Origin of the sequence: Paraburkholderia aspalathi, from assembly GCF_900116445.1 — a bacterium.
Lineage (GTDB): Bacteria > Pseudomonadota > Gammaproteobacteria > Burkholderiales > Burkholderiaceae > Paraburkholderia > Paraburkholderia aspalathi.
Genome location: NZ_FPBH01000013.1, coordinates 92,751 through 105,414, shown reverse-complemented (window position 1 = coordinate 105,414; position 12,664 = coordinate 92,751). Strand labels below are relative to the sequence as shown.

Here is a 12,664-nt window from a genome sequence, read left to right as displayed (position 1 = left end):
GCCATCAACGGGTTGCCGACCGGGCTTCGAATTCGTGCCGAGCGGCGGAACGTCCGGCATTCGCTTGCATCCGCTGGCGCCCGCTTGAGCCTGCTTGAGCTTGATAGACCACGGCAAAGGAGCCCCTGCATGACCCATTCCATCCACGGCAACAAACGCTGGCTGGCGCTGATCGTTCTGTGCCTCGGCGTGCTCATGATCGTGCTCGATACGACCATCGTGAACGTTGCCCTGCCGTCGATCGCCGCGGACCTCGGCTTTAGCGAAACCTCGCTGGTGTGGGTGGTCAATGCATACATGCTTACCTTCGGCGGCTGCCTGCTGCTTGGCGGACGGCTGGGCGATCTCTACGGCCATCGCAAGCTGTTCCTCGGCGGCATCACGCTGTTCACGTTGGCTTCGCTCGCGTGCGGCCTGGCGAATTCGCAAATCCTGCTGGTGTGCGCGCGTGCCGTGCAGGGTTTGGGCGGCGCAGTAGTCTCCGCTGTTTCGCTGTCGCTGATCATGAATCTGTTCACCGAGGCGGGCGAACGGGCGAAAGCGATGGGTATCTACGGTTTCGTCTGCGCGGGCGGCGGGAGCATCGGCGTGTTGCTCGGCGGTCTGCTGACCAACCTGCTGAGCTGGCACTGGATCTTTCTCGTCAACCTGCCGATTGGCATCGCTGTCTACGCGCTGTGCGTGGCGCTCCTGCCGTCGGCACGCGGTCATGCTCATGGCGAACGGCTCGACGTGGCCGGTGCCGTAACGGTCACCGCTTCGCTGATGCTGGCCGTGTACGCGGTCGTGAACGGCAATGAAGCTGGCTGGACCTCGGCGCAGACGCTCGGCCTGCTGTTCGCCGCGCTCGCGTTGCTGGCCGTGTTTCTCGTGATCGAAGCGCGCGTGCAACATCCGTTGATGCCGCTCGGTCTGTTCCGTCTGCGCAATGTCGCGACTGCTAATGTGGTCGGCGTACTGTGGGCAGCGGCGATGTTCGCGTGGTTCTTCATCTCCGCGTTGTATCTGCAGCGCGTGCTCGGTTACCGGCCCTTGCAGGTCGGGCTCGCGTTTTTGCCGGCCAATCTGATCATGGCGTTCTTCTCGTTGGGCCTGTCGGCACGCGTGGTGATGCGCTTCGGCCTGCGCGCGCCGCTTGCCGTCGGGCTGCTGGTCGCGGCGATTGGCCTCGCGCTGTTTGCACGCGCGCCCGTCAACGGCAGCTTCGTGCTCGACGTGCTGCCCGGCATGATCCTGCTCGGCTTCGGCGCGGGCATCGCATTCAATCCCCTGCTGCTGGCCGCCATGAGCGACGTCGATCCAAGCGATTCGGGCCTTGCGTCCGGGATCGTCAATACGTCGTTCATGATGGGTGGAGCGCTCGGTCTCGCGGTGCTCGCAAGTCTGGCGGCAGCGCGCAGTGACGCAATGCAAGCGTCTGAAAACGCGGTAGCAGCGCTCAATAGCGGCTATCACGTGGCGTTCCTGTTCGGTGCGATCTTCGCGGCGGCGGCGGGTGTATTGGGTGGTTTGCTGCTGCGCCCGGGACAACCCGGCGGCGCGAACGCGAACGCGCACGAGGATGCACACGGTGACGGCGGGTCCACTGCAGCACAATCGCATGGCGCGGGTAACGCGGCAGCGACCGAAAACTACTGACCCATCCACCCTGAAACAAGCTCGATCGCGGTCAAGAAGGCGCCCACCGCAAAACCGCAAGCGCGATCAAATGCGCCGCATCGCGCCTGGCTATGCTGGCTTCATGCTGACGTGAGAGCCAATATGAACCCCGTTGGAAAAGCGCTCTGGTTTATCGAAAGCCACTTTGCGCGCGAGTTGACGCTCGACGACATCGCCAACTGTGGATGCGTGTCGCGCTTTCACCTGGCGCGTGCTTTCGAAGCGGCCACGGGGCTTTCGGTCATGCGCTATGTTCGCGCGCGCCGCTTGAGCGAAGCGGCACGACGCCTCGCCGACGGTGCACCCGATATTCTGACCGTCGCCATCGAGGCCGGTTACGGTTCTCACGAAGCATTCACGCGCGCGTTTCGCGAGCAATTCGGACTGACGCCCGAAGCGCTGCGCGCGCGTGGTCACCTCGACAACATTGCTATCGTGGAGCCGATCAAAATGGACGAAACCCTTCTCACGCATCTCGAACCGCCGCGTTTCGAAGACGGCAAACCGTTTCTCGTCGCGGGCCTGAGCGAGCGCTATACAAGCGAGACCTGCGCCGCGATTCCTTCGCAGTGGCAGCGCTTTGGCGAATACTTCGGCAGAGTGCCCGGCCAGGTCGGCAACGTGGCATATGGCGTCTGCTACGACGCCGACGACACCGGCAATATCGACTATCTGTGCGGCGTCGAAGTCAGCGACTTTTCGGCATTGCCTGCCGAACTGAGCCGCTTGCGTATTTCCCCGCAACGCTACGCAGTGTTCAGCCACCGCGAGCACATCTCGACCATACGGCGCACCTGGAACACGATCTGGAATCAGTGGCTGCCGGCATCGGGACACATCCCCGCCGATGCGCCCAACTTCGAGCGCTACGACGAGAAGTTCGATCCGGTCAGCGGCATGGGTGGACTCGAAATCTGGCTACCGTTGAAAGCTTGATTCGAGCGTTGAGCGGCTCGCTCGCGAAACTAGCCGCTCACCTTGAGCAGCACCGGATCGTTGCGATACAGATCGGGAAACATGCGCTTCAGTCCGCTCACCTTCGGCAGATCGTTAATCACGATGTACGGGTAGTCAGGATGCAACGCGAGGAAATTCTGGTGATAGCTTTCCGCCGGATAGAAGCCCTTGAAATCCTCCACGCGCGTGACGATCGGCCCTGAAAACACGTGCGCCTTGTCGAGCTGCGCAATGTATGACTGCGCGACGCTACGCTGCTCAGGATTGGCTGGAAAGATCGCCGAGCGGTATTGCGTGCCGTGATCGGGGCCCTGGTAGTTCAGCTCGGTGGGGTCGTGTGCGACCGAGAAGAAAATCTGCAGCAAACGTCCGTAGGTTATCTGCGTCGGGTCATAGGTGACCTGCACCGATTCGGCATGCCCAGTATCGCCCTCGCTGACGGTTTCATATTGCGCGGTGCCGGCCGCGCCGCCCGTGTATCCCGAGGCGACCTGCTTCACGCCTCGCACGTGTTCGAACACGCCCTGAACACCCCAGAAGCAACCGCCCGCGAACACAGCGGTTTCGCTATGCACGGCGCCGACGCTCTCGTCATGGGCAGGCGGCGGAATCTTCGTCATTGCTTCGGCTGAGTTCGCGATGCGCTGCGCGGCGAAGACGCCTGCCGCAATGGCGACGCAACCCGCGAGCCGGAAAAACGACGAACGCCTGCGCTGGGAAACCTTGCTAGTAGAGGTTGTTTGCATGATGTCAGTCTTTCAATAAGTGGTTGAGTCACGCCGTCAGGCTCGGCTTAGCCAAACGTAAAGGCGAACGCTTGCACGCCCGGATCCAGAAACTCGATCGAGAACGTGTGATCCGCAACGTCGCCGGTTTGCCGCACGAGTTGATAAAGACGCTGCTCGGTAACAGTGCCGGTCCCGTCGGTGGCGACGTCTGTTCCGTGCGCCGCGCCCGGTGCCACGCCATCCACGCTGACGCGGAAGCGAACCGGCTTGCCGTCCTTGCCCGGACCGAGCACCAGATGCAGATCACGCGCATGGAAGCGATAGATGATGCGTCCGGAGGCCGCCGCGAGCGTCGCGTGTTCGGCGCCCACATTCCACGCGCCGGCCAGCCCCCAATCGTTGACAGCGGGCTGTAATGGCGCCTTATAGGTATGAACCTTGTCCTCCGCTGCGCCGCCGGGCGACGTGAAATTCTCGGCACGCTCGTATCCGATATAGGTTTCCGGCGATTGCATGTCGGCGCTGTCGGCCGCTACCTGCACGCCTTGCGCGCCCGTGCCGGTAATGCCGATTGCGACCTTCGACGCATTCGCATGCCCTGCCTCAGTCAGCAATTCCTGAATCACCTTTTCCGATTCCGCATAGTCGCCTTCGCCGAAATGGTGATAGCGAATCTGTCCTTTACCATCGACGAAATAATGGGCCGGCCAGTATTGATTGTTCAGCGCACGCCAGATCGCGTAGTTGTTGTCGATCGCGACGGGATAGTCGACGCCGAGATCGTGGACAGCCTTCTTCACGTTGTCGACATTGCGTTCGAACGCGAATTCCGGTGCATGCACGCCGATGACGACGAGCCCCTGGTCCTTGTACTTCTGCGCCCACGCTTTCACGTACGGCAGCGAACGCAGGCAGTTGATGCAGGAGTACGTCCAGAAATCGACCAGCACAACTTTGCCGCGCAGGTCCTGAACCGTCAGCGGCGGTGAATTCAGCCACTGAACAGCGCCGTTCAAGGTCGGCAGCACACCTTCGACGGGCAACGCAGCCGCGCCGCCTGACGCGCCTTGCGAAGCGCGCATCATCGCGCCGGCGTCGCTTGCATCGGCGGTGGGGTTGGCCGTCATCACGGCGTCGCTACCTGAAGCATTGGCTGGTGCATTGGTCTTATTACCCGCCGCCACCGGATTAGCCGGCGTCGCGCCGGGCGAGAGCTTGTCGACCAGTTTCTGTTCAAGGCCACCGGTAGCGATGGTCGATACACGTGCCAGCACGCCGGTGTCGAGCCCGAGCGAAATCGCCACCACGCCGCACAGCATCGCCGCGCCGATCCCGCGACGGATCCACTCGCCCGCGCCCAGCGAGCGCTTCATCGCCGTGAACACCCGGCCGCCGATCAGCAGCGCCACTGCGAGCGAAGTCGCCGCGCCGGCCGCGTAGGCAACCAGCAGTAGCGTGGTACCGACGCTCGCGCCCCGCAATGCCGCGCCGGTCAGCACCAGGCCGAGAATCGGACCGGCGCACGGCGCCCACAGCAAGCCGGTCGCGATGCCCAGCAGAAAGGACGATCCCGCGCGAACCTGCTGACCGTCGCCCTGCGCGAAATTCGACAGGCGATTGCCGGCGCTCACCAGCGGACGCATCAGATGATCGGCGAAACGCGGCAGCAACAGCGTCAGTCCGAAGATGGCGAGCAAGGCAATTGCAAGCCAGCGGCCATACTGGTTAGCCTGCGTGACCCAACCGCCGCCCACGGCGGCGAGGGTCGCGACGATGGCGAAAGTCAGCGCCATGCCGGCCAGCAATGGCAGCCCGCTGCGCACGAAAGGCTGATCGGCGCGCGCGAAGACAAAGGGCAGCACCGGCAGGATGCACGGACTGAGGATCGTCAGAGCGCCGCCAAGATAGGCAAGAACGATGAGTAGCATGTCGGTTCCGGGCGATGTTTTGAGTCGGTTAGGATGGTTACGCGGCTTGAGTGCGCTGCAGATCAGCGGAAAGTGCCCACATCCTAGGGCGCGAGGGGTGTCAAAGTCCTCACGAAAAGTTAAATTAAATGTGATAACTCGCCGCCCGGAAATTTTGCACAATGGCGCAACGGCCCGTTTTTGCGGGCGCCCTGTCTTTCCACCGCCCTGAACCACGCCCCGAACCACACCCTTACCCGCGGCCAAAGCCCTCCATGGACCCATTGAAGCGCATCCTGATCGTTGAAGACGACGTCGACATCGCCAACGTGCTGAGCCTTCATCTGCGCGACGAGCGCTACGAAGTCGTGCACAGCGCCGACGGCAGCGAAGGGCTGCGCCTGCTGGAGCAAGGCGGCTGGGACGCGCTGATCCTCGACCTGATGCTGCCCGGCGTCGACGGCCTGGAAATCTGCCGGCGCGCCCGCGCGATGACGCGCTACACGCCGATCATCATCACCAGCGCGCGTTCGAGCGAAGTACACCGGATCCTCGGCCTCGAACTCGGTGCCGACGACTACCTGGCCAAGCCGTTCTCCGTGCTCGAGCTGGTTGCGCGCGTCAAAGCTTTGTTGCGGCGCGTCGAAGCCATGGCAAAAGACTCGCGCATCGACGCGGGCAGTCTGCAACTCGCCGGACTCACGATCGATCCGCTGACGCGCGAGGCGACAGTGGACGGCAAGCCGATTGAACTGACGCCGCGTGAATTCGACCTGCTGTATTACTTCGCGCAGCATCCCGGCAAAGTGTTCTCGCGGATGGACCTGCTCAATGCCGTGTGGGGCTATCAACACGAGGGTTACGAACACACGGTCAACACCCACATCAACCGCCTGCGCGCGAAGATCGAGACCGACCCCGCCCAGCCCGAGCGCATCCTGACCGTCTGGGGACGCGGCTACAAGCTGGCTATGCCTGGCAATCCAGGCGACGGGCCCACGCCCGCCAGCGCACCTCAGGACGCGCCGTGAACCTGACACTAACCCAGCGGCTCTCGATCGTCTTCTCAGCATTGCTGCTGGCGTGCTGCGGCGCGTCGGCGTGGCTGCAGATCCGTTCGAGCGACCTGCACGAAAAGGAAGTCGTGCAGCGCCTGTCAAAGGATCTCGCCAACCATATCGCGCATCGCACCACGCTGATGGACGCGAACGGCCTGCGGCCCGACGCGGTGCGCCAGCTGTTCGGCCAGTTGATGATGGTGAATCCGAGCGTCGAGGTGTATCTGCTTGACAATCAGGGGCGCATCGAGGGCGACGACGCCCCCGTGGGCCACGTCAAGCGCGCTCAGGTAGATCTCGCGCCGATCCGGCAATTTATCGCCGGGGACGCGTTGCCGATTCTCGGCGACGACCCGCGCAGCGTCGACGGGAAAAAAGTGTTTAGCGCCGCGCCGCTGCAACTGAACGGGCAGCCGCCGTCCGGTTATATCTACGTGGTCCTGCTCGGCGAGGAACACGACGCGCTCGCCGCGCGCGTAGCCGCCAGCTCGGTGCTGCGTACCACCCTCTGGTCGATGGCGCTGGTCGCGCTGCTGGGATTGCTTGCGGGGTTGACGGCATTCGGCCTGATCACGCGGCCGCTACGCCGCCTCACCGACGCCATGCGCCGTTTCGATGCCGACGGCGAGCCGGACACCCAGCCGACGGTCCCACGCTCGTCGCCTGCCGGACGGCGCGACGAAATCGGCGTACTCGAAGCGACGTTCGCGCAGATGGCCAACCGCATCGGCGAGCAGTGGCGCGCGCTGACGCGCCAGGATCAACAGCGGCGCGAACTGATCGCCAATATTTCGCACGACCTGCGCACGCCATTGACCTCGCTGCATGGGTACCTCGAGACGTTGTCGCTCAAAGCCGAGACGCTCGGCGAAACCGAGCGCAAACGCTATCTGGCGATTGCGCTTGCGCAGAGCGTCAAGGTCGGGCGGCTCGCGCAGGCGCTATTCGAACTGGCCCGGCTCGAACACGGGAACGTACAACCCGCACTCGAGCCGTTCTCGCTGGTCGATCTGGTCCAGGACGTCTTCCAGAAATTCGAGTTGCCGGCCGAGGCGCGGCACATCCAGTTGCGCGCCGATTTTCCACCTCGTCTGCCGGCGGTCTACGCCGACCTGGGGATGATCGAGCGCGTGCTGACGAACCTGCTCGACAACGCGATTCGCCACACGCCCGCCGGCGGGTCGATCGACATCGATCTCGCGCACAAGGACGGCAAGGTATCGGTCACGGTGAGCGACACGGGTCCCGGCATTCCAGCGGAGCAGCGCGAAGGGCTGTTCGAACGTCCGTTCAGTTCAGGTGGCGCGCATCGCGGCGGCGGACTCGGTCTGCTGATCGTGCAGCGCATGCTGCAGTTGCATCACAGCCAGATACGCCTGCTCGAACGTGAGGGAACGGGCACGGCATTCTGTTTCGAGCTGGCGACCACCGAAAAGCCGGCTGTCGCCGGTATCCCGCTCTGACGATCGTACGGCGGCTTGGCGTATCGGGCGCGATCAGACCAGTAATCCTCATAGAACGACCCGAACGGCCGCGTCGGATGCGCGAGCTGGATTTCGAGAATCCACAGGCCGGCGTCCGGACAGTCCGCGAAATCGCCCAGATTGCCTGCTTTGTAGATCGCATGCGGAAAGTCGCTGACGCGGTGACCCTTGATGTCCAGATTCAGGCGCCATCCGAGTGCCGCTGCGCGTTCTGCTGCAAAGTCATATAGCGCTTTGCCACCGGCACGCGTCGAGCGCCAGTGATGCTCCACTTCGTCGAACACGGTCTTTGCGGCGTCGGCGCACGCCTTCATCTCCGCATCATGGCCGACCACGAAGGTCGCGCCCGCATCGCCTTCGTGCTGATCCCAAACCACGCCCAGGTCGACGAAGAAAATATCGTCGTCCTTGAGTCGCGGATCGCCATCCGATTGCTGCTTGAACGTCTTCAGCGTGTTCTCGCCGAAGCGCACCAACACCGGATGCCAGATGCGATCCATGCCCAGCTCGTTCAATACGTTCTTGCATTCGGCCGTCGCCTCCGACTCGAGCATGCCGGGCTGAATCCGCTGCGCCAACTGCTCCACCACGTCCCACGTCCGGCGCTGGGCATATTTCATCGACTCGAGCACGTATTTGCTTCCGACCGCCTGTTTCGCCGCTGCTTCCATCCATCTTCTCCGATTGTGTCCGTTCGAATATAACGATCGAATGCATCGGTGTCCACGTTCTGTTTCTGCCGGTTGCGTGTCGCGGAGACGGCCATGTCTCGCGAAACGGTGTGCGTCGATCCGTTCAGGGCAAGCGCAGTCGCTATATTCCATGTGATATAACGAGGCGGGCATGTGCAAACGGCACCTGCCGGTATTCGGGGAGCGCGATGTTCATCCGTCAACTTCATTATCTGGTCACGCTTGCGCAGGAACAGCATTTCGCCAAGGCTGCCGAGCTGAGCCATGTTTCGCAACCGGCGCTGTCCTCGGCGATTCGAAGCCTCGAGGCAGAATTGGGCCTGGTCATTGTCCGGCGCGGCAGGCGTTTCATCGGCTTCACCGAGGAAGGCGAGCGGGTGCTTGGCTGGGCCCGTCAGACACTCGCCACACTCGAACATATGCGCCAGGACGCGTCGGCCGCTCAGGTGCGCTTGACCGGTACGATCCGCATCGGCGTCATTCCGACGACGATGCCTATCGTCGGTTTGTTGCTGGGAGCGTGCCGGGCCGATCACGCCGCGATCCGATACTCCGCACGCTCGCTCAGCGCCGACACGATCCTGCGTCAGCTGGACGACTATGAACTCGATGTCGGGTTCACCTATCTGGACGATCGCGTTCAGGCTGGTTTTGCCGTGCTCCCGCTGTATCGCGAACGCTACTTTCTGCTGTCCCCTCCTGACTCGCCTGCTGACCCTGCTCTGAACCGTTGGGACGCGCTCGGCGAGCTGCCTTTCTGCCTGCTGGGCACCTCGATGCAGAACCGCCAGGTCATCAATGCTGCCTTTCGCCGCGCCGGTGTTCAACCGACCGTCGTGCTCGAAACAGATTCCTTGCTCGCGCTGTATTCGAACGTACAGCACGCCGGCTTATACAGCATCTTGCCGCACAGTCTTTTGAGCGTGCTCGACACCCGGACCAGCATCAGCGCAACGCCGCTGTTGCCCGAGCTGACACGTGAGATTGGCCTGATTACGCGCAATTCTCCATCGATGCCACCGCTGGCAGCCGCCATGTGGAGCGCGGCAGAACGACTCGATCTGCAGCAATCGTTCGATGCATTGCTACAGAAGACGGATATCGCAGCCCTGCAATAAACCAGGTTTGATAAGTACAGGTTATCAGCCAATCCGTCCAAACGATTGGACCGGGTCCACTTCCCTCACAGACACTGTGCCGGTCGATGTCACGCATCGATCCACCCGGCAGCTGCATGACGCCGGATCACAATTGCACTGAGTGGAGTGAGACAAGATGGCCAAGGTTCTTTGTGTACTGTATGACGACCCGGTCGGCGGCATGCCGAAAAAGTATGCGCGCGACGACATTCCGGCAATCACCCGCTATCACGATGGTCAGACAGCGCCCACGCCCGAGGCGATCGATTTCACGCCGGGACAGTTGCTCGGCAGCGTCTCCGGCGAACTGGGGCTGCGTCGTTTTCTCGAATCGCAAGGACATACGCTGGTCGTCACGTCCGACAAGGACGGCCCGAACTCAGTGTTCGAACGTGAACTGCACGATGCAGAGGTCGTCATTTCGCAGCCGTTCTGGCCGGCCTATCTGACGGCGGAACGCATTGCCAAAGCACCCAAGCTCAAGCTCGCCTTGACCGCCGGCATCGGCTCCGATCACGTCGATTTGCAAGCGGCGATTGAACGCGGCATCACGGTCGCCGAGGTGACGTACTGCAACAGCATCAGCGTCGCGGAACACGTGGTGATGATGATCCTCTCCCAGGTCCGCAACTATCTCCCTTCGCATGAGTGGGTGAAGCAAGGCGGCTGGAATATCGCCGATTGCGTCGAGCGGGCATATGACCTCGAAGGCATGCACGTCGGCACGGTTGCAGCCGGGCGCATCGGCGCTGCGGTGCTGCGCAGGCTCAAGGCTTTCGACGTCAAACTTCACTACACGGACCGGCATCGTCTGCCGGCGGATGTGGAACGCGAACTGGGTGCGACCTGGCATCCGGATGTCGAATCGATGGTGAAGGTATGCGATGTCGTGACGATCAACTGTCCGCTGCATCCAGAAACCGAGCACCTGTTCGACGAAAAAATGATCGCGAAGATGAAGCGCGGCGCGTACATCATCAACACGGCGCGCGGCAAGATCTGCGACCGCGACGCGATTGTTCGCGCGCTCGAAAGCGGACAACTGGCAGGCTATGCGGGCGATGTGTGGTTCCCGCAACCGGCGCCGCGCGATCATCCGTGGCGCACGATGCCGCATCAAGGGATGACGCCGCACACGTCGGGTACGACCTTGTCCGCCCAGACGCGATACGCGGCCGGCACACGCGAAATTCTTGAGTGCTGGTTCGAAAAACGGCCGATTCGTGACGAGTATCTGATTGTCGACGGCGGACAACTCGCGGGCGTGGGCGCCCATTCGTACTCGGCGGGCAACGCGACGAAGGGTTCCGAAGAAGCCAGCCGCTTCAAGGCTGCCTGATCCTGTTGCCGCATGCCGTCAGGCGCGGACCCATCGCGCGGACGGCATGCGGCCCATGCCGGAGTATCCATGCAACAAAGTGTTCCTGGGTCGGCGGCGGTCGGCTCACGCCCCACGTTTCGTCATGTCGCCATGCCGGCTGTACTAGGTTTTCTAGGCGGCACCATTGCAATCGCCGTGCTCGGCACGCTCGGCAAACTCACCGGCTTGCCGCTGTTGATCGCACCATTCGGTGCTTCGAGCGTACTGTTGTTTGCGGCCCCTGATAGCGCCTTTGCCCAACCGAGAAACCTCGTGTTCGGGCATCTGATCGCCTCGACAGTCGGGCTGGCGGTTTTCTGGATCGCAGGCGCAGGAATCTGGCAGGCTGCGTTGGCCGTCGGCGCCGCGATTGCCGCCATGCAACTGACCAGGACGGTGCATCCCCCCGCAGGCGCCGATCCGCTCGTGATCATGCTGGCGGGTGGGATGTCTCCACGCTTTCTGATTTTGCCCATCCTGGCCGGTGTGCTGGTGTTGCAGGTGATCGCGCTGCTGTTCAACAACATTGTCCGCAAGCGTGTCGCGCGGTAATTAGTCGCAGCGCAGCGGCGGATTCCCCCTAGAACCTGCCTACAGGGACAGCCTTTTTTGTTATACGCTATAGGAGCGACCCGCAGCGCGTCCCGATGTCTTTCCTGCATCCCGGCTATTTGGGAGCGTCTCTGAATCTGCTGCGCCCGCAGACGGCCCTTCGGCGCGATATGGTGCAATACGGTGTAAGCGGCCGAAGGGTAGTCTCTAGTCAGACCAATTGCCACTCAACACCCAGGCAGCCCAGGGGACGTCACGCCGACCGCGGCACGGGTACCTCGGTGCACTCACCTATGGAGACTGATGATGTCGATTCGACTAGGAGAAAACGCTCCCGATTTCACTGCTGAAACCACCGAAGGGACGATCCATTTTCACGAATGGATCGGAGACCATTGGGCGATCCTGTTTTCGCATCCGAAGGATTTCACCCCGGTTTGTACGACGGAACTCGGCTACCTGGCGGGTCTCAAGCCAGAATTCGATAAGCGCAACACAAAAATTATCGGGCTCAGCATCGATCCCATCGGCGATCACAAGGAGTGGGTCAAGGATATCGCGGAGACGCAGGGCCACGCGGTCAACTACCCGTTGATCGGCGACTCGGACCTGACGGTCGCGAAGCTCTACGACATGATTCATCCCGAAGCGAGCGGCGGCGGCCCGCGCACCGCGGTGGACAACGCGACCGTTCGCTCCGTGTTTATCATCGGGCCGGACAAGAAGGTCAAAGCCATGCTCGTCTATCCGATGAGTGCAGGCCGCAATTTCGACGAAGTGCTGCGGTTGCTCGACGCCCTGCAACTCAACGCGAAACATACGGTGGCGACGCCGGTAAACTGGAAGCCGGGTGAAGACGTGATCATTCCAACGTCCGTTTCCAACGATGCCGCAATGCAAAAATATCCTGAGGGTTTCAAAACCGTGAAGCCTTATCTGCGATACGTTACGCAACCGAAGTAAAAGCGCTCATTGATTGGAGCGACGAGCGCCAGATAGTGTCGAAGTGCGGCGGCCGATGCGAGTCCGGGTGCATCCACGCGCCCGGCCCGCCGAACGGGGTGCGTCTAAATCGACTGCCTGCGGTACGGTTTGGCGACACTCCATGAGCCGCGATCCTTAACCGCT

11 protein-coding genes are annotated in these 12,664 nt (G+C 62.2%); 8 read left to right on the top strand and 3 right to left on the bottom strand.

Annotated features, from left to right (window positions below):
* Nucleotides 1–129: 129 nt before the first annotated feature.
* Nucleotides 130–1,638: a DHA2 family efflux MFS transporter permease subunit gene (locus BM438_RS20610; RefSeq protein ID WP_093636884.1), complete on the top strand. Its 1,509-nt coding sequence runs from the start codon at nucleotides 130–132 to the stop codon at nucleotides 1,636–1,638.
* Nucleotides 1,639–1,761: 123 nt separating this feature from the next.
* A complete protein-coding gene (locus BM438_RS20605; protein WP_093636881.1) occupies nucleotides 1,762–2,595 on the top strand; it encodes an AraC family transcriptional regulator in 834 nt (277 codons plus the stop codon).
* Nucleotides 2,596–2,624: 29 nt separating this feature from the next.
* Here the strand turns inward: BM438_RS20605 and msrA are convergent, their stop codons facing one another.
* Nucleotides 2,625–3,362, bottom strand: a complete 738-nt coding sequence (msrA, locus tag BM438_RS20600) for a peptide-methionine (S)-S-oxide reductase MsrA (protein WP_093636879.1) — start codon at nucleotides 3,360–3,362, stop codon at nucleotides 2,625–2,627.
* A gap of 47 nt (nucleotides 3,363–3,409) precedes the next feature.
* Entirely contained in the window at nucleotides 3,410–5,272 is a 1,863-nt protein-coding gene (locus tag BM438_RS20595; protein ID WP_093636876.1) for a cytochrome c biogenesis protein DipZ, read from the bottom strand.
* Nucleotides 5,273–5,526: 254 nt separating this feature from the next.
* On the opposite strand from BM438_RS20595, the gene BM438_RS20590 reads away from it, so the two are divergent.
* Both BM438_RS20590 and BM438_RS20585 read left to right on the top strand, forming a co-directional pair.
* Nucleotides 5,527–6,282: a response regulator transcription factor gene (locus BM438_RS20590; protein ID WP_093636872.1), complete on the top strand. Its 756-nt coding sequence runs from the start codon at nucleotides 5,527–5,529 to the stop codon at nucleotides 6,280–6,282.
* Nucleotides 6,279–7,772, top strand: a complete 1,494-nt coding sequence (locus BM438_RS20585) for a sensor histidine kinase (protein ID WP_093636869.1) — start codon at nucleotides 6,279–6,281, stop codon at nucleotides 7,770–7,772. The genes BM438_RS20590 and BM438_RS20585 overlap by 4 nt, the downstream gene beginning before the upstream one ends.
* Here the strand turns inward: BM438_RS20585 and BM438_RS20580 are convergent.
* Nucleotides 7,670–8,464 carry a M24 family metallopeptidase gene (locus BM438_RS20580; protein ID WP_093636866.1) on the bottom strand — a complete coding sequence of 265 codons (795 nt, stop codon included), beginning with the start codon at nucleotides 8,462–8,464 and terminating at the stop codon, nucleotides 7,670–7,672. The two genes, BM438_RS20585 and BM438_RS20580, sit on opposite strands and share 103 nt — an antisense overlap.
* Before the next feature lie 209 nt (nucleotides 8,465–8,673).
* Between BM438_RS20580 and BM438_RS20575 the strand changes: the two genes are divergently transcribed.
* The 4 genes from BM438_RS20575 (at nucleotide 8,674) to BM438_RS20560 (ending at nucleotide 12,499) form a co-directional block, all read left to right on the top strand.
* Nucleotides 8,674–9,603, top strand: coding sequence for a LysR family transcriptional regulator (locus BM438_RS20575; RefSeq protein WP_093636863.1), 930 nt, complete (start codon nucleotides 8,674–8,676; stop codon nucleotides 9,601–9,603).
* Nucleotides 9,604–9,760: 157 nt separating this feature from the next.
* The gene (locus BM438_RS20570) at nucleotides 9,761–10,963 is read left to right on the top strand and encodes an NAD-dependent formate dehydrogenase (protein ID WP_093636860.1); all 1,203 of its coding nucleotides are present in this window, start codon (nucleotides 9,761–9,763) and stop codon (nucleotides 10,961–10,963) included.
* A gap of 69 nt (nucleotides 10,964–11,032) precedes the next feature.
* Nucleotides 11,033–11,536: an HPP family protein gene (locus tag BM438_RS20565; protein WP_093636857.1), complete on the top strand. Its 504-nt coding sequence runs from the start codon at nucleotides 11,033–11,035 to the stop codon at nucleotides 11,534–11,536.
* Between the two features lie 306 nt (nucleotides 11,537–11,842).
* Complete coding sequence (locus BM438_RS20560) at nucleotides 11,843–12,499, top strand: peroxiredoxin (protein WP_093636854.1); 657 nt, start codon at nucleotides 11,843–11,845, stop codon at nucleotides 12,497–12,499.
* Nucleotides 12,500–12,664: the final 165 nt, after the last annotated feature.